19 protein-coding genes are annotated in these 20827 nt (G+C 45.3%); 16 read left to right on the top strand and 3 right to left on the bottom strand.

The genetic code is table 11. The features are described from left to right. Nucleotides 1-83 precede the first annotated feature (83 nt). From HCJ96_RS15595 to HCJ96_RS15615, 5 genes are all read left to right on the top strand, one after another. Nucleotides 84-1211, top strand: coding sequence for an S-(hydroxymethyl)glutathione dehydrogenase/class III alcohol dehydrogenase (locus HCJ96_RS15595; RefSeq protein WP_169212016.1), 1128 nt, complete (start codon nt 84-86; stop codon nt 1209-1211). Between the two features lie 9 nt (nt 1212-1220). Beyond that, nucleotides 1221-2063, top strand: coding sequence for an S-formylglutathione hydrolase (gene fghA, locus HCJ96_RS15600; protein WP_169212017.1), 843 nt, complete (start codon nt 1221-1223; stop codon nt 2061-2063). A 135-nt stretch (nt 2064-2198) separates the two neighbouring features. Continuing rightward, nucleotides 2199-2735, top strand: a complete 537-nt coding sequence (locus HCJ96_RS15605) for a DUF3750 domain-containing protein (RefSeq protein WP_169212018.1) — start codon at nt 2199-2201, stop codon at nt 2733-2735. Nucleotides 2736-2834: 99 nt separating this feature from the next. Beyond that, a complete protein-coding gene (locus HCJ96_RS15610) occupies nt 2835-3374 on the top strand; it encodes a PH domain-containing protein (RefSeq protein ID WP_169212019.1) in 540 nt (179 codons plus the stop codon). After that, nucleotides 3371-4954, top strand: a complete 1584-nt coding sequence (locus HCJ96_RS15615) for a PH domain-containing protein (protein WP_246261469.1) — start codon at nt 3371-3373, stop codon at nt 4952-4954. Before HCJ96_RS15610 ends, HCJ96_RS15615 begins: the two co-directional genes overlap by 4 nt. Before the next feature lie 60 nt (nt 4955-5014). Here HCJ96_RS15615 and HCJ96_RS15620 read toward each other — a convergent pair whose 3' ends face one another. Together HCJ96_RS15620 and HCJ96_RS15625 are read right to left on the bottom strand one after the other, a co-directional pair. Next, on the bottom strand, nt 5015-6658 hold the full coding sequence (locus tag HCJ96_RS15620; RefSeq protein ID WP_169212020.1) for an ATP-binding protein: 1644 nt from the start codon (nt 6656-6658) through the stop codon (nt 5015-5017). A 357-nt stretch (nt 6659-7015) separates the two neighbouring features. Beyond that, entirely contained in the window at nt 7016-7558 is a 543-nt protein-coding gene (locus tag HCJ96_RS15625; RefSeq protein ID WP_169212021.1) for a hypothetical protein, read from the bottom strand. 536 nt (nt 7559-8094) lie between these two features. Here HCJ96_RS15625 and dusA point away from each other — a divergent pair. The 10 genes from dusA to HCJ96_RS15675 all read left to right on the top strand — a co-directional run bounded on the left by dusA (nt 8095) and on the right by HCJ96_RS15675 (nt 17469). Next, nucleotides 8095-9060, top strand: coding sequence for a tRNA dihydrouridine(20/20a) synthase DusA (dusA, locus tag HCJ96_RS15630; RefSeq protein WP_246261481.1), 966 nt, complete (start codon nt 8095-8097; stop codon nt 9058-9060). 195 nt (nt 9061-9255) lie between these two features. Then, nucleotides 9256-9534, top strand: coding sequence for a hypothetical protein (locus tag HCJ96_RS15635; RefSeq protein ID WP_169212023.1), 279 nt, complete (start codon nt 9256-9258; stop codon nt 9532-9534). A gap of 385 nt (nt 9535-9919) precedes the next feature. Further along, the gene (pspA, locus tag HCJ96_RS15640) at nt 9920-10594 is read left to right on the top strand and encodes a phage shock protein PspA (protein ID WP_169212024.1); all 675 of its coding nucleotides are present in this window, start codon (nt 9920-9922) and stop codon (nt 10592-10594) included. Between the two features lie 59 nt (nt 10595-10653). After that, the gene (locus HCJ96_RS15645) at nt 10654-10860 is read left to right on the top strand and encodes a PspC domain-containing protein (RefSeq protein WP_169212025.1); all 207 of its coding nucleotides are present in this window, start codon (nt 10654-10656) and stop codon (nt 10858-10860) included. Continuing rightward, entirely contained in the window at nt 10857-11189 is a 333-nt protein-coding gene (locus tag HCJ96_RS15650; RefSeq protein WP_169212026.1) for a hypothetical protein, read from the top strand. The genes HCJ96_RS15645 and HCJ96_RS15650 overlap by 4 nt, the downstream gene beginning before the upstream one ends. A 146-nt stretch (nt 11190-11335) precedes the next feature. After that, a complete protein-coding gene (locus HCJ96_RS15655; RefSeq protein ID WP_169212027.1) occupies nt 11336-12325 on the top strand; it encodes a DUF2333 family protein in 990 nt (329 codons plus the stop codon). A gap of 4 nt (nt 12326-12329) precedes the next feature. Then, entirely contained in the window at nt 12330-13094 is a 765-nt protein-coding gene (locus tag HCJ96_RS15660; protein WP_169212028.1) for a TIGR04219 family outer membrane beta-barrel protein, read from the top strand. Between the two features lie 109 nt (nt 13095-13203). Next, nucleotides 13204-15012 carry an assimilatory sulfite reductase (NADPH) flavoprotein subunit gene (locus HCJ96_RS15665; RefSeq protein ID WP_169212029.1) on the top strand — a complete coding sequence of 603 codons (1809 nt, stop codon included), beginning with the start codon at nt 13204-13206 and terminating at the stop codon, nt 15010-15012. Further along, the gene (cysI, locus tag HCJ96_RS15670) at nt 15012-16730 is read left to right on the top strand and encodes an assimilatory sulfite reductase (NADPH) hemoprotein subunit (protein WP_169212030.1); all 1719 of its coding nucleotides are present in this window, start codon (nt 15012-15014) and stop codon (nt 16728-16730) included. The genes HCJ96_RS15665 and cysI overlap by 1 nt, the downstream gene beginning before the upstream one ends. Beyond that, the gene (locus HCJ96_RS15675) at nt 16723-17469 is read left to right on the top strand and encodes a phosphoadenylyl-sulfate reductase (protein WP_169212031.1); all 747 of its coding nucleotides are present in this window, start codon (nt 16723-16725) and stop codon (nt 17467-17469) included. The genes cysI and HCJ96_RS15675 overlap by 8 nt, the downstream gene beginning before the upstream one ends. 45 nt (nt 17470-17514) lie before the next feature. Here the strand turns inward: HCJ96_RS15675 and HCJ96_RS15680 are convergent, their stop codons facing one another. Continuing rightward, a complete protein-coding gene (locus HCJ96_RS15680; protein WP_169212032.1) occupies nt 17515-18411 on the bottom strand; it encodes a TIGR03899 family protein in 897 nt (298 codons plus the stop codon). 158 nt (nt 18412-18569) lie between these two features. Between HCJ96_RS15680 and HCJ96_RS15685 the strand changes: the two genes are divergently transcribed. Next, entirely contained in the window at nt 18570-20813 is a 2244-nt protein-coding gene (locus HCJ96_RS15685) for a bifunctional diguanylate cyclase/phosphodiesterase (RefSeq protein ID WP_169212033.1), read from the top strand. Nucleotides 20814-20827 lie beyond the last annotated feature (14 nt).

Genomic DNA, 20827 nt, shown 5'->3' on the forward strand with positions numbered 1-20827 from the left:
AATGCCGTTGTTATTGTAAACGAACTTGATCAAAAATCCGATAGACCCTTTACTTTATTACTTAAAATCAAATGGGGAACGAAATGGAAGGCCAAACTATATCCTGTAATGCCGCGGTTGCATGGGAGGCGGGTAAGCCGCTGTCTATAGAAAAAATCGACGTTGCGCCACCACAAGCGGGTGAAGTACGCATAAAAATTCTGGCGACAGGGGTGTGTCATACTGATGCCTTTACCTTATCCGGCGAAGACCCGGAAGGTGTGTTTCCCTGCATCATGGGCCACGAAGGGGGTGGTGTGGTTGCATCGGTGGGTGAAGGGGTGACTTCACTCAAGCCGGGCGATCATGTTATTCCGCTCTATACTCCAGAGTGTGGTGAGTGTAAATTTTGTAAATCAGGTAAAACCAACCTGTGTGGAAAAATTCGAGAGACTCAGGGCAAAGGGTTGATGCCAGACGGCACCACGCGTTTTTCAAAAGAGGGGAAACCGATTTATCACTACATGGGCACCTCTACCTTTTCTGAGTACACCGTATTACCCGAAATATCGCTGGCGAAAGTCAATAAAGATGCGCCGCTTGAGGAAGTTTGCCTGCTGGGCTGTGGCGTTACCACTGGCATGGGTGCCGTGCTCAACACCGCCAAAGCAGAGCCCGGAGCGACTATCGCGGTATTTGGCTTAGGCGGCATTGGACTGTCGGTGATTATTGGTGCTGTGATGGCCAAAGCCAAACAGATTATCGCCATCGACATCAATACCGATAAATTTGAACTGGCCAAACAACTGGGTGCGACTGATGTGATCAATCCTAAAGACTATGACAAGCCAATTCAGGAAGTGATTGTTGATCTCACCGATGGTGGCGTCGATTATTCGTTTGAATGTATCGGTAATGTTGATGTGATGCGTTCGGCACTTGAGTGCTGCCATAAGGGCTGGGGAGAATCTGTCATTATTGGTGTGGCCGGTGCAGGCAAAGAAATCAGTACACGGCCCTTTCAGCTGGTCACCGGCAGAGTCTGGCGCGGTACCGCATTTGGTGGCGTAAAGGGGCGTTCTGAGCTTCCGGGTATAGTTGAGCAATATTTAAATGGCGAGATCCCACTTAAAAAGTTCATCACTCACACAATGCCATTGAAAGATATCAATCATGCCTTCGACTTATTGCATGAAGGGAAAAGTATTCGCAGTGTCGTCAGCTTTGATTAAGGGATAAAAATGGAAATAATCAGCGAGAATAAAGCGTTTGGCGGCAGACATATTCGTTACCGTCATCATTCAGAGATGACTCACTGCGAGATGACGTTTGCCGTTTTTTTGCCACCCTTTGCCAGCAAAGATAATCCGGTTCCCGTACTTTACTGGCTGTCAGGATTAACCTGTACCGATGAAAACTTCATGCAAAAAGCGGGGGCCATGAAGTGGGCAGCCGATCTGGGACTGGCGATTGTTGCGCCAGATACCAGCCCACGTGGTGACAATGTGCCTGATGATGAGAACGGCGATTATGATTTTGGTTTGGGGGCGGGGTTCTATGTTGATGCCAGCGAAGCCCCCTGGCAGCAGCATTATCAGATGTACTCTTACGTTACTGAAGAGCTACCTGCGTTGATTGAGACGGCGTTACCGGTGACTCGCGAGCGCGCCATCAGCGGTCATTCGATGGGAGGGCATGGAGCCTTGGTAATTGGCCTGCGCCAACCCAATCGTTTTGTTTCAGTGTCTGCGTTCAGTCCCATCGCCAATCCAATGAGTTGTCCGTGGGGTGAAAAAGCATTATCTGCTTACTTGGGTGACGATAAATCGAAGTGGCAACAATACGATGCGTCCTGGCTAATCAGCCAGAAACAACACACTATTCCTGTATTAATTGAGCAGGGCACCAGCGATCAGTTCCTGAAAGAACAGTTAAAACCTGAGCGATTACTTAATGCCGCACAGCAAAGTGACACCCCCATCACGCTGAATATGCATGAAGGCTACGATCATAGTTATTTCTTTATCGCTACCTTCATTCGCAGTCATCTTGAATTCCACGCCAGCCACTTAGGCATTCTTTAACCTGATATAGCAGAGAGCTGAGCCTTAATAATCCTATTCGACTCAGCTCCCCTATCACCGTGTCTACTGGTAAACTAAAATTAGTATCAATAAGTAATCATAACCTCGGTGTCGTCAAAAAGAGTAAATAGTGAAATGAATCTACGGATCCTGTTGTTAACAGTAGTCACGTTACTGATGTCAGCTTGCTCGAACGACGGCTGGCAAACTGCCAGTCGAGAACCCGCGGGTATCGCGCCCGATCCCGATGTTGAGCCCAGAGCTGTAATCGAGGTGTATGCGGCAGATGCTTATGGATGGAAAGGGTTAATCGCTGTGCATACCTGGATTGCGTTGAAGGAATCAAACGCAGACAAATACTCACTATTTGAAGTCGTGGGGTGGCGCGTAGAGGACGGTCTTCCAGCATTGCGACAATCTCAAACCAGAACGCCGGATAAATTCTGGTACGGCGCTAAACCGAAAAAGTTACTTTCCATCAAAGGGGACAAAGCGGCCGAACTTATCCCACAAATTAACACCGCAATTGCTCGCTACCCGTGGGCAAATGAATATCGCGTATTTCCCGGACCGAACAGCAACACGTTCCCTGCGTGGATTGCCAGGCAGGTTCCTGAACTGGGGTTAGAGTTACCATTCTCTGCGTACGGTAGTGGATTTGCCGACCGCTAAAATACCTCGTATAAAGGGTTGGCGTTATTCAGCTAAACAAACATGACGCCAACGGTTTTTTCTTTTATTCTGCGTATTTCGCTAGTGGATATGGAGTAAATGGAAATTAACGATTTTAGTAATGAGCCTGTTTTACCTGATCAGTTGCCCGATGCCAGGGTCGTGGCAACTCATCCATTATCCACTCGATACAGATTGATGAACCTGATATCGGTTGTCGTCATTTTTTCAATACTTGGCATTGGGATAAGCATTCTACGGTTTCAGCCCTGGCTTCAATTACCCACTCAACTCCTTTCCGTGTATCCGCTCGCGCTGGGCGTAATTAGCTTCCTCGGGATCTGGTCCTTTGCTTACCATTGGTTTGCAGACCCACTTATTCGCTATGCCATTCGCCAGCAGGATCTGATTTTACACAAGGGGCTTGTGTTTCGAAAAGTGACCTGTCAGCCCATTTTACGTGTGCAACATATAGAACTGAAACGGGGTCCTTTTGAGCGTTTAGCAGGTTTAGCGCGGTTGCAGGTTTTCTCTGCCGGGGGCAGCGCACACACCTTCGAAATTCCGGGTTTACCTGTGACGACGGCTGTCCAGCTCAGACAGTTTATTCTTGATCATAAAGATCTGGATGCACGATGAGCGGGACGCAATTGGAGGACGACATCAGTCGTGCTCAAAAGCAACATAGTCAGATTGATATGGGCAGTGAATGGCAACGTCTTGCGCCTATATCTATCGCATATTTTACTGCCAGCAATATTAAACAGTTTGCCCAGTTCTTGATTTACGTGATCCCTGCCTTAGCGATCAGCTCCAACGTGTTTGAGATGCACAGCGCGTCATACCTCATTTCCGCTGCAGTTGGTGTAGTTTCACTGATGTCTTTAAGTGGGTTGATTAGTTATTATTTTTACTTTTTCAGGGTGCACAATCAGCATATTGAAGTAAAAAGCGGGGTGTTGAATCGCCGCCACATTAACTTGCCTTTCTGGCGCATACAGAACGTGAAAGTTGAGCAGCCATTTTACTATCGGCCATTTAAATTTGCTTCAGTAGTGTTTGATACCGCAGGAAGCGCAGACGAAGAAGCTAAGATAGTGGCGGTTCCGCTAGCGTACGCGCAAAAGCTAAAAAAGCATGTGTTAGCCAATACGTTTGATGCCCAAAATGGCTCGCCTGATGTTCCCACGGCCCCTTTCCATGCAAATGAAGAAAATGAAGAAATAGTCAATCAAAGAAGTATGAAAGATCTGATTATTCATGGGATCACCAATAATCGTGTGTGGATCCTGCTGGGCGCCGCTGCGCCATTTTACGACAATGCGTCTGGATATGTGTTTAGCTGGTTGCAGTCTAAAGGGTTAAACCTCGATCAGCTGTTAGGTGGTGAGTCTGCCGCATGGTGGCAGGTTGGGTTGTATACACTTACCGCCATCGTGATCCTAACCGCGTTGTTGGCATTGCTCTCCATTGGTGGCGCTTTGCTGACCCTCTATGGATATACCTTAAGCCGTGATCAGGATAGGTACATTCGTCGGAGCGGATTGTTAAGCAAGCAGGAAGTCAGCATGAAACAATCCAGAATTCAGGTGATTACGGCAAAACAGGATTGGTTGGATAAGTTGCTCGGCCGCGTCAACCTTTACTTTGAGCAAAATACAACGGGAACAGAACAGCACGCTGAACTAATGTCGCCGTCCAAACTGCTCATCCCGTCTGTTACAGTTGCCGAGGTACGTGCTCTGGTAAATGGCGCTATGCCGGATAGCCAAATTTATAGAATAAAGTACAAAAGTGTGAGTAAGCAGTTTTTAACCTTCTGGCTAGGAGGCTGGATTTGGCCACTGGCAATATTACTCATTAGCATTTCCGCTTATCATCAGCAGTGGCAGGAAGTGGGTATCATCTTAGCCGTTAGTATTGCATTTACACTGATACTAATATTGCGCTGGTGGCGCTGGGGATACGGTTACGACCAGCGTTATATTTATGTCCGCAGCGGAAGAATGGGACAGGATTACCAATGTCTGGAAAAGTACAAGGTTCAGCAAATTTCTGTTGTACAAAGCGTCTTTATGCAACGTAAGCAGATTGCGACGCTAAAAATATTGTTAGCCAGTGGAACTGTCACCATTCCTTTTATATCTGAGAAAGACGCGTGGGAGATGGCAAACTCTGCGCTTTACGCAGCTGAGAGCAGCAGAAAGTCATGGATGTAAATGGAGCAAAGCACAGCGTATTAAGGTCGCTCGAAAGCTAACATCTCAACCGTTTGTATTTTAGAGATACTTTTTTAAAACTTTTGCTAATTCATTTTGGTTAATTGGCTTGGCTAAATGCTGATTGGCGCCAGCGTCGATGGCGCGTTCTACCTCTTCCGCTAACACTGCAGCTGAAAATGCTACGATAGGTGTATCTTTACCCAGTTTCCTGATCTCTTTTGTCGCTTCGTAACCATCCATCAAGGGCATGTTAAGGTCCATAAGAATAAGCTGAAAATTGTCAGAGGTGGCCGCTTTCACTGCATCCACACCGTTTGTAGCGAAAAAGATGTTCAAATTGTATTGTGCTAACATCTCTCTGACGACAATGCGGTTGATCTCATTGTCATCTACAACGAGGATATTTCCTTCAAGAAAGTTTGATTCACGTTCATTTGCACTTTCTGCCGGAGTTAATGCAGGTGCAACCTCAAACAAAACGTCGAACCAAAATTTACTCCCCTGACCTTTGTTACTTTCAACGTTTACGCTACCGCCCATTGACTCAACAAGGTGCTTAGTGATTTGTAACCCTAAACCTGTGCCACCGAATTTTCGTGCATCAGAGTGGTTGGCCTGAACGTAGGGTTCAAATATTGAGCTCAGCTTTTCATTGTCCATGCCCGAGCCCGTATCGGTAATTAAAAAACGAAGATGTTGCTCTTGCTCGCCAGCCTTTAACACCTTCACCTCTATCTGGATACTGCCTTCGTCCGTAAATTTGATCGCATTGCTCACCAAATTACTCAAAATTTGTGAAACCCTTGTGGGATCACATATATGGGCACTTTCAAGCGCAGGATCCACCATGGCTGACAGCGTGACCTGTTTACTTGCCACTAAATCAACATAGGTTGCGATTACGTCGTTAATGACCTGTCTTAAATTGGTAGGAAGTCGTTCTATTGCTAACTTCCCGGCGGTCATTTTCGACAGGTCCAAAATATCATTTAGAATCCGGTTGAGGGATACCCCCGAGCGCTTTATCAATTCCAATTTAGGCCGCTGCTGTTCCGATATTGGGTGATTTAAAACACTCTCTACCAATCCTAATATGCCGTTCATTGGCGTTCTGATTTCGTGCGACATCGTCGAGAGAAAATTGGACTGGGTTTGCTTGGCTTGGTTAGCCATGGTTAATGCGTCGGAAATGGCTGCTGTTTGTTTTAAACTGGCAATTAATGCCTTTTCTAAATGATAAATCAGCGCATAAACCATGACCGCAACGGCAATGTTAGTGATACTCAGGCGTATCCACACAGCTTCATCGTAGGGTACCGCAGACAGAGGAACCAGAAAGGTGCAAAAAGCGATCGAGACCAATGGAATAAATCGCCACCACCCTGAAGCCAGCATCATTGGGAAAATGGTTGCGATGGATACCAATGTTGCGGGTAGTAAGCCGTTCGCTAGCACGAGAAGCGGGGCTGCGGGCGTTGTCAATAACACCCAGGTTTTAACTGCAAAATCGGCATAGGCGGGTTTGATTAACGCCATAATAGACAGAATCAGCCAAACGATGGGGAAACAAAAAGCAATCCATGGGTTTGCTGGGAGAGAGGTCGAAACCGCAATGATAATGACCAAAGAAAATCCGGCAAGGATTTTAAAACCTGCAGTTCGGAGCTTTAACTTAACCGCTTTTGCAGCCGATAGAGGCATCTATATATTCCATAGATTGTGTAACGGAAACTATCCCACCGCCGTACCACGCGTTAAACGTTTACTTATACTGTTAGCGGGGCTGGTTAATTCTAAAAGTTTAACTATTAAAGTTGCTAACATCGGGCGCAGGATAATTACATCAATAACTTTCACTAAAAAATGTGTAATGGCACGCATCGATTAGCATCGTCCAGTCGGTAGCATGGCATTTAATTTCATAACGTTCAATCAAAACGCGAGGTGAATTACGCACCCGAAGGATAAATCTCTAAGTTCGCGCTACCATTCTGGCTTAAGTAAGGTGTTTGGCTGGAGGTAAAAATTAGGAGGGCGCCCCCCCCAAATTTTCGTCAGTTACGCTTTACGTGAACGCGAAAAAGCAAAAAATAACAGACTGAATAAAGCAAAAGTAGGTGCTTCCGGAACATCAACGCCTACCACCCACTGACCGATAAGTGTAGCAGTGCTTAGATCACTGTCATCGTCCGCGGGAAACCAGATATCGCCGCTTAGCGCTCCGTTCAGTGCATCCTGATATACTGCGGATGAGACTGCCCAGGTAGCCGCCCCATCAAATGCTGTTTGTCCAGCAACAAAGCTTGAAAACGGCCCTGCTGTGTAACTGAACACGTTCAATCCTGTGTCCGTACCACCCGCCCTGAACAATTGCGGCGACAAATTGGAGACATCTTGTGCACTGACGAGATCGCCCGAAACCAGGGTTGCGGAAACTACATTGTTATCGGCTTCGAAAAAGTTCTCAAGATAAAAGCCGGTAAAATCGCTTCCACTGACCGTCGCTGATGACAGACCGTTGGTAGCATTAATGGTGATGCGATCTTCCACGCTCAAATCGACCATAAGTAATAGAGCCGCCTGTGCTGATGAAAGACTCATGAACATCCCACTAACTAACGCTACTCTAACGATAAGCGTGCTAAATTTTCTCATTATTTTCATAGATATAGTTCCTCTTGTTTATTCAAGAGTGGCTAAGCATAAATCACACCATTAAAAATATTTAATGTTTTCATGTGGTTAAAAAATGAACAGGGGGAGGGTGTAAATAAATCTGACATTCGCTCGTAGTAAGAAATTTTTTTCGGTTTACAGAAAAAGAAGTACGCCTGCCAGTTTCGAATCATTGCGTCATCATTTTCTTTGACTCCCATAATTGGAAATTCGCTGTTCCTATCAAATTAAAAATTCGATTCTTTCAAAGTGATTAAGAAATGTTAAAATACACGTTTCGTCGCACCTCATCTTAAATTCCGCTCCACATAATGGGCTTTGATTTGGTACCGAAAGCCTAGAATAGAAATTAAAAACTGCAATAAAGTTAATGAGCAATTCTTGTTAGCGTGTAATTAAGTTATGAGGTTAAGTTGAAAGAGTCATCATCTGTTATCGATCGCCGTTTCTCCGTAGCGCCCATGCTGGATTGGACAGATCGTCATTGCCGTTATTTTCTACGTTTGCTGTCTAAACAGACCTTGTTGTACACCGAAATGGTTACCACCGGTGCGCTTATTCATGGCAAAGGGGATTACTTGGCGTTCAACGAAGAAGAACATCCGGTTGCGTTGCAACTTGGCGGTTCTGATCCGGCGGACATGGCCCGATGTGCGGTGATGGCGCAAGAGCGCGGTTACGATGAAGTTAACATTAATGTCGGCTGTCCCTCCGATCGGGTCAAAAATGGCAGTTTTGGTGCCTGTTTGATGGCGAATCCTGAAACCGTCGCTGCCTGTATTAATGAAATGCGTAAAGTGGTAGATATTCCGGTTACGGTAAAGTGCCGAATTGGGATTGACGACATGGACGAGTACGCTGATTTCGCACGCTTTGTGGAAGTAGTCGCTGAAGGTGGCTGTGAGGTTTTCATCGTGCACGCCAGAAAAGCCTGGCTACAAGGATTGAGCCCTAAGGAAAACCGGGAAATTCCACCGTTGAATTATCCGCGCGTTTATCAGCTTAAACAGGCACACCCCGACTTACATGTATCACTTAACGGTGGCGTTAAAACGTTAGCTCAGGCGCAATCGCATCTGCAACAAATAGACGGCGTGATGATGGGGCGTGAGGTTTACGCCAATCCCTATTTGCTGGCCGATGTGGACAGTACTATTTTCAACTGTAGTAACCCAGCCCTTACCCGTGATGATGTCGTTGCTAAGATGCAAGAGTACATCAATAGACAGAGCGAAACCGGTTTTCGACCCTGGCATGCGGCAAGGCATATGTTAGGCCTTTTTCAAGGTCAGGCTGGGGGGAAGATCTGGCGGCGCTACCTTAGCCAAAACGGAACGGGTAAAAACCCTGATCCGGATTTGCTTTCCAATGCACTGGATGCGGTCAGACAGGCACAACAACAAGTCGTAGCATTTAATCGGGAGTAGAGTGGTCAAATTAACTAAGTGCAGTGGTTAAATTTGTCATTTCTTGGTTTGCAGACAAGTTTAAAAATTGTGATGGCGTGATAAATTATTGTTTTTTTATTTAAAATCAAGTGGTTATTTTTTTGGCACGGTGTTCGCTATCCTAAGTTACAAATTAACTTTCAATCATGAAATACCGTAACGAAGGATGCCACTATGAAACCCATTACTATTTTTGCTGCCGCTGCATTAACTTTAGGTAGTGTAACTGCACATGCTCAGGAGTCGGTTGTTGAACGTGCGGTAGGTCAGTTTGTAGAGAATGCAGTTACCCTGACCAAGGCTGAATTGTCAGCTAAGTTACAGCAAAGCATTACTAACACTGCGTTTAACTTTTCTTTGAGTGAAGATGAAGTGAAAGGTAGCGTAGAAATCACTGAGCTTGCAGCCCTTTCTAATTCTGAAGCGCAACAGACAGCAAAACGAGCTCAGTAGGTCTGGTATGTTCCAGCCCGCGTTCGTACTCACTATGGTAATTTTACCCGTTGTGACTTTTATCGTAAGCGCTGTGATTTTTTACACTGGAATGCACTGGTTTAAGCGATAATCAAACGCAACACAATTTGAAAAAAGCGGAAGGTGAACAGCCCTCCGCTTTTTTTTGTTCGTACCTATCCAATTACAGTCATTTCCCACTAAATTCGAGTTGGTCAAATCCGTAACATAAAGTGGTTAATTTGACTAACACTATCGGAAATGAATAAAAATAAAAATGCAGGAATTTTAAAAATACTATAAAAAACAATGAGTAAAATGTTTGGCACAACTATTGTAATCATTCTTGTGAAAACGCAAAACACAAATTCTTGGAGGAATGATCATGGGTATGTTTTCTCGAATGACCGATATTGTACAAGCAAACCTTAACGCCATGCTGGATAAAGCCGAAGATCCTGAAAAAGTGATTCGTCTGATTATCCAGGAGATGGAAGAAACATTAGTCGAAATTCGTTCTGAAGCTGCAAAATATATTGCGCAGCAAAAGCTCTTTCAAAGACAGCAGGAAAAATTTCAATTGGAAGCAGACAGCTGGATGAAAAAGGCTGAACTTGCAATGAGCAAAGGTAAGGAAGATCTGGCTCGTTCGGCTTTACAGGAAAAACAAAAGTACTCAGAACAGGCCACGGCCGTCAACGATCAGTTGGCGCAGGTTGAGGAGCTGTTGACTAACTTGCAGGACGACACATCCCGTTTGCAAAGTAAGCTTTCTGAAGCGCGCAGCAAACAAAAGGCGCTGGCTAACAGAAAGCAATCTGCAACAGTTCGTCTTAAAGCAAAAGCCGTTGAGCATAGCAATAAAATTGAAAATGCAATGGCGCGATTTGAACAGTACGAGCAACGTATTGATAACCTGGAAGCGCAAGTGGAAGCGTATGATCTGACCGCCAGAAATGATGACAACGATACATCGTTAAATGCACAGTTTCGTGAATTAACTGCAAACGATGATATTGACAAAGAGCTGGCTGAATTAAAACAGAAATACGCTGCATAACACCTGAACGATGCGCCCGCGCAAGCGGGCATCACACAAAATAGAGTAGAGGTAACATCATGAAAACAGTTTCAAATCAAAAACGTGTATACAGACAAATGCACAATGCTGTCATTTCAGGCGTGTGTGCAGGGTTGGCTCGTTACTTTGACCTTGATGCCGTTTGGGTTCGCGTTGCTGCGGTGGTATCGTTATTTTTCTTACCAGGTCTAGCTGTGTTGGCGTATGTCGCCGCGGTAATATTATTGCCAAGGAGAGAGTTGTGAAGAACTTTTTAATTGCAATAATCATTGCCCTGACCCTGGCATACTGTCTCGGTGATGTTGCGAATAGCTGGTGGGGAGTCAATATTGTATTTGATGACGAAATTCTTTCCCCCTTTGAGAGCGTACTGACGGTGGCTGCATTAGGCGTCCTATTTGTGATTATCGGCTTTATCATTGCGGTCAGCCTTATCGGAGCCCTGATAATTGGTCTGGGCGCGGCTGCAATAGCATTGCTTGCGATGGGCGTGGGAGCATTTTGGCCAATTCTGCTGGTTGCAGCAGCTATTTACGTCTTATGCAAAGATAATTCAAATCATGCGGTATCCTGATACACTCATGTATATTTCATTGCGCAGATGCGTTAGTTATACCAAGCGGGCGGTGAACAATTTACTTCTCACCACGTAATACTGTTTTACAATGGTTTGCATAACCGCCCGCGCAAACCTCAGCTATTAGGGATGAAGAACTCGCTATGAGACAGTATTTAACTGCAAAATCCATATCTATCACACTCGCGATCCTGTTTGTTTTATTCTGGTTAATTGGTTGGTATTGGAGCCTGCAACCTTCAATTTTTGATGTTCGCGCTAATACTCGCGCCCAAGCCAGTGATCCGGCACATACCCGTATTGCCGGTTATACCATGACTACCACTATGATTACGGTTTCAGAAACGCTGATGAAAAAGCCCGGTGGTTATTTGAGCAATGACATGATGCCACCCGGAATTTTGCTGGATAATATGCCGGCTTGGGAGTTTGGCGTACTAGAAATGGTGCGTGACCTGGCGCTGTCGATGCGGAAGGATTTTAGCCGCTCTCAATCACAGTCGCTGGAGAATTCGTTTTTGGTTAAAGCGCAGCCCAAATTTAACATAGACAGCCGCAGCTGGATGCTGCCTTCAGCTGAGTCTGAGTATAAAGCGGCGATCAACCTTATTAAAGCGTATCGCCGCGAATTAGTAAAAGATGAAGCCGGCGACCATCAGTTTTATACGCGAGCAGATAATCTACGCGAGTGGCTCAAGCAGGTGGAAAAACGTATGGGTAGCTTGTCCCAACGACTGAGTGCCAGTGTTGAAACTGCTCGTTACAATACTGATTTGGCCGGCGATAAACGGGCACGACAATCGACCGCCGTCGGCGATAAAAGAACTAAAACCAGTTGGTGGAAGTTAGACGACAACTTTTATGAAGCAAGAGGAGCAACCTGGGCGTTGCTGCATTTTTTGAAAGCAGTTGAGATTGAATTTGCTGATATCCTGGAAAATAAAAATGCGTTGGTCAGCTTGCGACAAATTATCCGAGAACTGGAGGCGACGCAACAGACAGTCTGGAGCCCTATGATACTAAATGGTGGCGGATTTGGGATGTTAGCAAATCACTCCTTAGTTATGGCAAATTATATTTCAAGAGCCAATGCTGCCCTGATAGAATTATCAGAACTACTTAATCAAGGATAATTTAATGAAAAAAGCGTTACTCACCACTTCATTTATCGCTTTATTTGCTTCACCGGTAATGGCCGATACGGTAGCTGGACTTTATGTGGGTGGTCAAGGTTGGCAAACCGAAACTTCGGGTAGCTTTGCTGATAACAACTCAATGGCAAATTTTAACTTTGAAGATGAAACCAACACCGCAATTTATGCAGCCGTTGAGCATCCGCTACCTTTTATCCCAAATGTTAAAATAAACCATACCTCTTTAGACAGTAAAGGTGATACCACGCTGCAAAGCGATTTTACTTTTAATGATAACACCTATACCGCTAATACCACGGTAGCGACTGTGTCTGATCTGACAACCACGGATTTTATTTTGTACTATGAATTATTTGACAATGATTTAGTCAGTTTCGATGTGGGACTAAATGGCAAATATGTAGATGGTATATTGTCCGTTGCGTCGCTGGCTACAGATGAAGAACCAGCGGTTGAAGGTCGTCGTGAATTTAGTGGCGTGGTGCCTATGCTTTATTCTCGTGTCCAGGTTGGTCTACCTTTTACAGGTTTAGCAGCTTACGCAGAAGGTTCTTATCTGAGCGTTGATGATCATAAGTTGAGTGATTTTCAGGTTGCCTTAGCCTATTCATTTATTGATAGTATTGCCGTGGACATGACAGCACAACTGGGTTACAGACGAGTTAATGTAGACATTGAAGACCTTGACGATGTCTATGCAGATATGAAATTTGACGGCGCATTCGCCGGTTTAGAGATTCACTTTTAAGTAAGATCACTTTTTTAATCACTTTAGGTTATTAAAAAGTTAGATTTATTCTTTTCTCTATTTAGATAAACTCGTTAGCCTTATGCCATTAGTTTAAGGCTTTCGAGTTATGTCAGACAATTCAGTAAACAAGGCAGTACTGCCGTCTCTCTTAAATGAGCAACAATTTAATGCTATTACCCAGGCGATCGCCGGGTTAAATTCGCAGCAGCTTACCTGGGTAAGTGGGTATTTAGCTGGCCTGTCAGCCTCTGGTGCGCCAGTTGCGAGTGTAGCGCCAAGTGCATCCTCATCTTCAGCACCTGGACTAACTATTTTATATGGTTCGCAAACAGGTAACGCGAAGGCATTGGCACACCAATTTAAAACTAAAGCAGATGCTGCTGGCTATACGAATAAGTTGGTTAGTATGGCTGACTTTAAACCGCGTCAAATCAAAAATGAAACGCACATGGTGGTGTTTGTCAGCACCCATGGCGAAGGAGATGCACCTGATGACGCGATGGAACTGCACGAGTTTCTTGGTGGTAAAAAAGCGCCGAAACTGCCCGCGTTGAATTATGCCGTGCTAAGTCTGGGTGACAGCAGCTATGAATTCTTCTGCCAGACAGGCAAAGATTTTGACAGCCGATTAGCAGCGTTGGGTGCAAAGGCATTATGCGAACGGGCGGACTGCGATGTCGATTTTGAGCAGCAGGCAGCAGATTGGTCAGATAAATTAATTACACAGTTAAAAGATGATTTGTCAGGCGCGTCACAACAGGTCACCACAGAATCGTCGGCGTCAGTTTCACAACCCGCAAGCCAATACGACAAGCAACGTCCGTTCGCGGCCAGTTTAATTGAGTCGCAAAAAATAACCGGCAGAGATTCGGTGAAAGATATCCGGCATATCGAAATTAGTCTGGAAGATTCAGGGCTGACTTACAAGCCTGGGGATGCGCTTGGCGTATGGTTTACTAACGCTCCTGCACTGGTGGATGAATTCATCTCACTACTTTCACTTAATGGCGACAGTCAGGTTACCGTTAAAGAAGAGTCAATGTCGCTGCGCCAGGCACTGTCAGAGAAGCTTGAGCTTACCCTGAGTTATCCTGGTTTCGTCAAAGCCTATCAGGAGCAGCTGCAATCCTCTGCATTAAAATCGTTGATGGATGATGCAGCGACGTTCAGAACTTATCTTTCCGAACGACAACTGATTGATATTGTCCGCGAACATCCAGGTAAGTTGGCGCCACAACAGCTGGTTGACGCGTTACGCCCGTTGGCCCCACGGTTGTATTCCATCGCTTCCAGCCAGGCTGAGGTGGAAGACGAGGTACATTTAACCGTAGCACATGTGGATTATATGGCCTTTGGGCAGCGTCATCAGGGCGGAGCATCCGGTTTCTTGTGCGAAAGGGTAGAGGAAGGCCAGGAAGTTAAAGTGTATGTGGAAAAGAATAACCATTTCAGTCTGCCAGAAAGTGATGATACGCCCATTATTATGGTAGGTCCGGGGACGGGGATCGCGCCGTTCAGAGCGTTTATGCAAGAAAGAGATGCCAGAGAAGCAGAAGGTAAAAACTGGTTGTTCTTTGGTAATCCGCATTTTACCCAGGATTTTTTATATCAGGTGGAATGGCAGGGTTACAAAAAGTCAGGACTGTTAACCAATATCACTTTGGCATTTTCCCGCGATCAGAAAGAAAAAATTTACGTTCAACATCGATTAATGGAGCACGGCAAAGAAGTCTTTGAATGGCTGGAGGCAGGTGCCCATTTTTATGTGTGTGGCGATGCCATGCACATGGCCAAAGATGTTGAAGGTGCTTTGTTGCATATCGTCGAAAAGTTCGGAAATAAATCTGAGCAAGAAGCAAAAGAATATGTATTAGCACTGCGCAAAGCGAAACGATATCAGAAGGATGTCTACTAATGAGTAACGAAAAATCACCACATGTTGTAGAAGGGCAGTTATCCGACAACGAACGCTTAAAACGTGAAAGTCGTCACCTTCGCGGCACCATTGAGCAAGATCTTAAAGATGATCTTACTGGTGGCTTTAACGGCGATAATTTTCAGCTGATTCGATTCCATGGCATGTATCAGCAGGATGACCGTGATCTTCGAGCAGAACGGGCTAAACAAAAATTAGAACCGCTGCAAAATGTGATGCTGCGCGCCCGTTTGCCCGGTGGCGTTATAACTCCTGAACAATGGCTGGTTATTGATAAATTTGCCGAGGAGCATTCTATTTACGGCAGTATCCGTTTAACTACACGCCAGACCTTCCAATTTCACGGTGTGTTAAAGCCTGATATTAAAATGATGCACCAAACATTAAATAAAACGGGTATCGATTCGATCGCAACGGCGGGCGATGTTAATCGAAATGTTCTGTGTACCTCTAATCCGGTTGAATCTGAAGTGCATCAACAAGCGTGGGAGTGGGCCGCGAAAATCAGTGAACATTTGTTGCCGAAAACCCGAGCCTACGCAGAAATCTGGCTTGATGGTGAGAAGGTGGAAAGCACCGAACAGGAAGTGGAGCCGATCTTAGGCGACAACTACCTGCCAAGAAAATTTAAAACGACGGTAGTAATACCCCCACAGAATGATGTTGACGTACATGCGAATGATCTCAACTTCGTTGCGATTGCTGAAAACGGCCAGCTGATTGGATTTAACGTGCTGGTAGGTGGCGGTCTGGCAATGACCCACGGCGATACCACCACTTATCCCCGCAAGGCCGATGATTTTGGTTTCATTCCTTTGGAACACACGTTGGCAGTCGCTGAAGCGGTCGTATCAACTCAGCGGGATTGGGGTAACAGGGTTAATCGCAAAAATGCGAAAACCAAGTACACCCTTGAGCGAGTGGGTGTTGACACCTTTAAGGCGGAAGTCGAAAAACGTGCTGGGGTTTCATTTGCAGAAAGCCGTCCTTATGAATTTACCGGACGGGGCGATCGCTTTGGCTGGGTTGAAGGCATCGACGGCAAGCATCATTTAACGGTATTCATAGAGAATGGACGTATTCTGGATTTTCCCAATAAACCATTAAAAACAGGTTGTGCAGAGATCGCCAAAGTGCATCAGGGTGATTTTCGTTTAACCGCGAATCAAAATCTGATCATCGCTGGGGTACCCGCGGATCAAAAAGATAAAATCGAAGCACTGGCAGTTCAATATGGACTGATCCAGGCTGATACCTCGTTACAACGGAAAGACTCAATGGCATGTGTGTCATTACCGACGTGTCCGCTGGCGATGGCAGAAGCCGAACGTTATTTACCTGATGCAGTAACAGAGCTGGAAAGTTTGCTGGCAAAGCACAATGTTGCAAATGACAGTATTATCTTTCGGGTTACAGGTTGTCCTAACGGATGTGGTCGCGCGATGCTAGCTGAAGTAGGACTGGTAGGTAAAGGCCCGGGCAAGTATAACCTCCATCTTGGAGGCAATCGAGAGGGTACGCGTATTCCGCGCATGTACCGCGAAAATATCAGCGAGCAGGAAATTATGGCTAGCCTGGATGAGCTTATTGGTCGCTGGGCGCAAGAACGCAATGCGAATGAAGCATTCGGTGATTTTGTGATTCGCAAAGATATTGTCAAACCCGTAGTTGATTCAGCCAGAGACTTTTATGAGTAAAGGTAATCTTGCGTCCGTGGCTTCGTTGTCATTAGATATTTCTTCATCAGAGCTGGTGGAAATAAACCAACAGCTGGAGACCATGTCGGCCCAACAAAGGGTAACGTGGGGGCTTAAAAATCTCCCCGCCAACCACGTGCTATCAACCAGCTTTGGCGCACAATCGGCAGTCATGTTGCACCTGCTTACTCAGGCAGCGCCAGCGATCCCGGTAGTACTGACCGATACCGGCTACCTTTTTCCTGAAACCTATGCGTTTGCCGATCAGTTAACTGAGCGATTACAGCTAAATTTAAAAGTGTATCGTTCTCCAATGACTGCCGCATGGCAGGAGGCCAGGTTTGGCAGGTTGTGGGAACAAGGTGTTGATGGGATTGAGAAGTACAATCAGATGAATAAAGTTGAACCCATGCAACGGGCGTTGGCTGAGTTAGATGCCAAAACCTGGTTTGCTGGGTTGCGCAGAAGTCAGTCAGATGCCAGAGAAAAGTTACCAGTGCTGCAAAAAGTAAATGGTCAGTTTAAATTGTATCCCGTTATCGATTGGAGCAATAAGGACCTGCATTACTATCTGAAAGAACATGAACTGCCTTATCACCCGCTGTGGGAAGAAGGGTATGTGTCAATAGGCGACTGGCATACCACTCGAAGCATCGAAGAAGGCATGGAAGAGCAGGATACGCGCTTCTTTGGGCTGAAAAGAGAGTGTGGCTTACATGAGTTTGGCGACGGCATTTAACGTCACCGCCTACCTATTTATAAGCTTTCCCCACACTGAAAAAACTCACTGTATAGTGAAGAAAGGCATAAGGATTTGCTTTACTGCGGCTAAATAATGCGGTTGATCCTGTCTGGTAATTAACTTTGCCAGTTCTGCACCCACCGCAGTAAATTTATAATACACCAGCGCCACACCTTTACGGTTGGCGGTAATGGTAAAACTGCTTGATCCGCATCGCCACTGCACCGTGTTACCAGGTTGCAACTCGCCGCTCTCAATCTCACTGGCGTAAAGTAATTTCATATCATTCAATGCCAGCAAGTCGGGGTATGACAGACCGTGTGCAGAAAGATTCAATTGATGCGGATGCACCTTTCGCAACAACGTGCTTAATCCTCTACGCTGGTGGTAGCCGACCAAAATTCGCGGTACCGGGTCCCCCGCGCGCAAACTCGCCATGGACACTGCTCGGGTGAACAGACGTGCATCTCTTTGTGTTAACGCTTTTAAAGTTTCCAGGCTGCGCAGTGAAAAGCTACCTGGTTTAACAACTTCAGCCGCGAAAATACGCCCCCACAATTCCTGCATAGCCTGTGAGTAAATATTTTCTGCCAGACTGGTAAAGGCAAAAAACCAATCCGGATCGAGTGTGTCAGTGTCTGATTCGGTCACCGACGTTGCCAGTGCGAAATTAAGAATGCTTTGTAAATTGGCAATTTTATTCGATGCTAATATGTCGCGTCTTCTGTCTACCACCGACTTTCTGCTTTTGTAGTCATGCATCGTCATAGCAGGTTTAATTCCCACTTTGACAAACATGGCTTTCATCTTATCCTGCACTGTATTAGCTGGTGCAATGACCGATTCTTCCCGTTTACTTGCCTTTTCAACTGGTTTGTCTATTTTTTCAGTAGTTACCTGATTTAATGGCGACGAATTGGGGCTACTAATTATCTTCATATTTAAGTCAACGAAACTAAGTCAGAAAAACGGGAAAGCAACGTATTAAGTAGGTATTGCTACTAACACTTTACACTATCGCACTGGCGTATAAACTTTGCAATTACCTCCCATAAGAGTAGGATGGATTAACAGTGGTAATGAGGGTTTCAGACACGATGTCGCAAACTGATTACGAAAATGATGAGCTGGTTTTCCTCGATGAGGATAGTCACAGCGAATTAGATACCAAAGTATACAAAGTATGGAATATCTTAATCGTTGATGATGATGAAGAAATTCACACCGTAACTCGTCTGGCCCTCTCAGATTTAATCGTTCACGATAGAAAACTGAATTTCCTGCACGCTTATTCCGCCGAGCAAGCAAAAGCAATACTTAATGAATACGGTCGCGAGATTGCCATTATCCTGCTGGACGTCGTAATGGAAACCGATGATGCTGGACTGCATGTGGTGAAGTTTCTTCGCGAAGAAATGGATCTTTCAGAGCCTCGTATTATTTTGCGCACCGGTCAGCCTGGCTATGCGCCAGAAGAACATATCATTAAAGCGTATGACATAAACGATTACAAAACCAAGACAGAGCTGACCCGTGGCAAGTTACTGACCGCAATAATTTCATCAATTCGCTCTTATCAACAGATTTTAACCATCAATCAAAGTCGTCTAGGACTGCAAAAAATCATTTCTTCGGCGTCGAACTTGCTCGAAGAACATTCTGTAAAAGGTTTCTGCGAAGGTGTGGTCACTCAGATCAGTTCCTTAATGGGACTGGACGCAGAAGGCTTGGTCTGCGCCCGTGCGGGCTCAGTACTGGATAGAGATGATGACGGCGTTTACGTGCTCGGTGCGGCGGGTGATTTCGCTAGCTTTATTAACGAGCCTATTTCTAAAATACACAATGAAGACATTGTTGAGCACGTGAATCGGTGTCTAAGAGTAAAAAATCACATCTTCGAACCTTCCTGCTCGGTGCTTTACATCAATAGTTCGGGTTTCGAAGCGGCAGTGTATGTGAATATGAGCCGTGAATTGAGCAAGATGGATAAGCAGCTGCTTGAAGTCTTTTTGTCCAGTATTTCTGTAGGGTATGAAAACGTTTATTTATTTCATGAATTACGTAATGCCGCGTTTCGTGACTGGCTGACACGCCTGCCAAATCGCAATGAGTTTATCAATATGCTTGATAAACCTCATCTGTATGACACCGAAAATGCCTGCGCGGTGTTAGTTGATATTAATCATTTTTCAGACATCAACGATGGTTTAGGCCAGGAGGCGGGTAACGAACTGTTAAAAGCGGTAGCGCAACGATTAGAAAGTGAATTCGATGAGAAAGTTAAAAAAAGTCGCATTGGGGGTGATGTATTTGGCTTAATTGGCGATGAAAAAGAACTTAGCCCAAAACGCTTGAATCAGGTATTTCGCTCCTCGTTCAGCGCAGGCGATCACACTATTCCAATTAATGTCACCATTGGCCTGTATAAACTGGGTAGAGAGCGACAAAGTGGTATTGAAGTACTCAAACGCATCAACATTGCACTAAACCGGGCAAAAAAGAATATCGCAGAAAATTTCGAATATTTTGCGCCGGAAATTGAAGAAAAAACCACCTGGCAGTTAAATATGATCAGGCGGTTACGCAATGATTTTGCCGATCGTAAATTAGAGCTTTGGTTTCAACCTCAGGTCGATCTGGTCTCTGAAAATGTTGTGGGCATGGAAGGGCTGTTACGTTGGCCTGACACCGAAAGTGGTTATATCTCACCTGCAGTATTCGTTCCGCTAGCAGAATATTCCGGGCTTATTGTGGATATAGGCGAATGGGTGCTGGAAGAATCGTGTCGGCGTATTCAGGAGCTTAAAAATGCCGGTTTTGGCCACCTTCGCGTCGCGGTAAACATTTCTATTTTGCAGTTTAGAGACAGGCAGTTTATTGACAAGGTTAAGGCAGTGATCAAGCGTTTTGATTGTGATCCCAGCAAGCTTGAACTTGAAATTACTGAAAGCGTAGTGATGGATGAACCGCAAATTGTAATTGATGCGTTACGTTCGCTGAAAGAGTTTGGGGTAGCGATTGCGATAGACGATTTTGGAACGGGGTTTTCGTCCATGAGTTATTTGCAAAAATTGCCTTTGGATCGGTTAAAGGTAGACCGCTCATTCGTGAATGACATCACCCCCGGTAAAAGTGCCGTTATTGCCGAAACGATTGTGACATTGGGTAATAAGCTAGGCTTACTGACGATCGCGGAAGGCGTAGAAAAAAGGGAACAGGCCAGTTATATGCTAAAACTGGGTTGTGATGAAGCTCAGGGTTATTTGTTCGCCAAACCCATGCCATTTTCTGAACTGATGCCATTTCTAAAAGAGCGGACGGGGGAACAAGGGTCGCCTTAAGCAGCGGCCTATAC

The sequence above is a fragment of the Alteromonas ponticola genome, assembly GCF_012911815.1.
Lineage (GTDB): Bacteria > Pseudomonadota > Gammaproteobacteria > Enterobacterales > Alteromonadaceae > Alteromonas > Alteromonas ponticola.

Bases quoted from the DNA above. Each gene is read 5' to 3' on its own strand.
- HCJ96_RS15615 (WP_246261469.1), top strand. From the start codon at position 3,371: ATGAGCGGGACGCAATTGGAGGACGACATCAGTCGTGCTCAAAAGCAA.
- HCJ96_RS15680 (WP_169212032.1), bottom strand. From the start codon at position 18,411: ATGAAGATAATTAGTAGCCCCAATTCGTCGCCATTAAATCAGGTAACT.
- HCJ96_RS15685 (WP_169212033.1), top strand. From the start codon at position 18,570: ATGTCGCAAACTGATTACGAAAATGATGAGCTGGTTTTCCTCGATGAG.
- HCJ96_RS15645 (WP_169212025.1), top strand. From the start codon at position 10,654: ATGAAAACAGTTTCAAATCAAAAACGTGTATACAGACAAATGCACAAT.
- dusA (WP_246261481.1), top strand. From the start codon at position 8,095: ATGCTGGATTGGACAGATCGTCATTGCCGTTATTTTCTACGTTTGCTG.
- HCJ96_RS15595 (WP_169212016.1), top strand. From the start codon at position 84: ATGGAAGGCCAAACTATATCCTGTAATGCCGCGGTTGCATGGGAGGCG.
- cysI (WP_169212030.1), top strand. From the start codon at position 15,012: ATGAGTAACGAAAAATCACCACATGTTGTAGAAGGGCAGTTATCCGAC.
- HCJ96_RS15655 (WP_169212027.1), top strand. From the start codon at position 11,336: ATGAGACAGTATTTAACTGCAAAATCCATATCTATCACACTCGCGATC.
- pspA (WP_169212024.1), top strand. From the start codon at position 9,920: ATGGGTATGTTTTCTCGAATGACCGATATTGTACAAGCAAACCTTAAC.
- fghA (WP_169212017.1), top strand. From the start codon at position 1,221: ATGGAAATAATCAGCGAGAATAAAGCGTTTGGCGGCAGACATATTCGT.
- HCJ96_RS15625 (WP_169212021.1), bottom strand. From the start codon at position 7,558: ATGAGTCTTTCATCAGCACAGGCGGCTCTATTACTTATGGTCGATTTG.
- HCJ96_RS15605 (WP_169212018.1), top strand. From the start codon at position 2,199: ATGAATCTACGGATCCTGTTGTTAACAGTAGTCACGTTACTGATGTCA.
- HCJ96_RS15635 (WP_169212023.1), top strand. From the start codon at position 9,256: ATGAAACCCATTACTATTTTTGCTGCCGCTGCATTAACTTTAGGTAGT.
- HCJ96_RS15660 (WP_169212028.1), top strand. From the start codon at position 12,330: ATGAAAAAAGCGTTACTCACCACTTCATTTATCGCTTTATTTGCTTCA.
- HCJ96_RS15675 (WP_169212031.1), top strand. From the start codon at position 16,723: ATGAGTAAAGGTAATCTTGCGTCCGTGGCTTCGTTGTCATTAGATATT.
- HCJ96_RS15610 (WP_169212019.1), top strand. From the start codon at position 2,835: ATGGAAATTAACGATTTTAGTAATGAGCCTGTTTTACCTGATCAGTTG.
- HCJ96_RS15620 (WP_169212020.1), bottom strand. From the start codon at position 6,658: ATGCCTCTATCGGCTGCAAAAGCGGTTAAGTTAAAGCTCCGAACTGCA.
- HCJ96_RS15665 (WP_169212029.1), top strand. From the start codon at position 13,204: ATGTCAGACAATTCAGTAAACAAGGCAGTACTGCCGTCTCTCTTAAAT.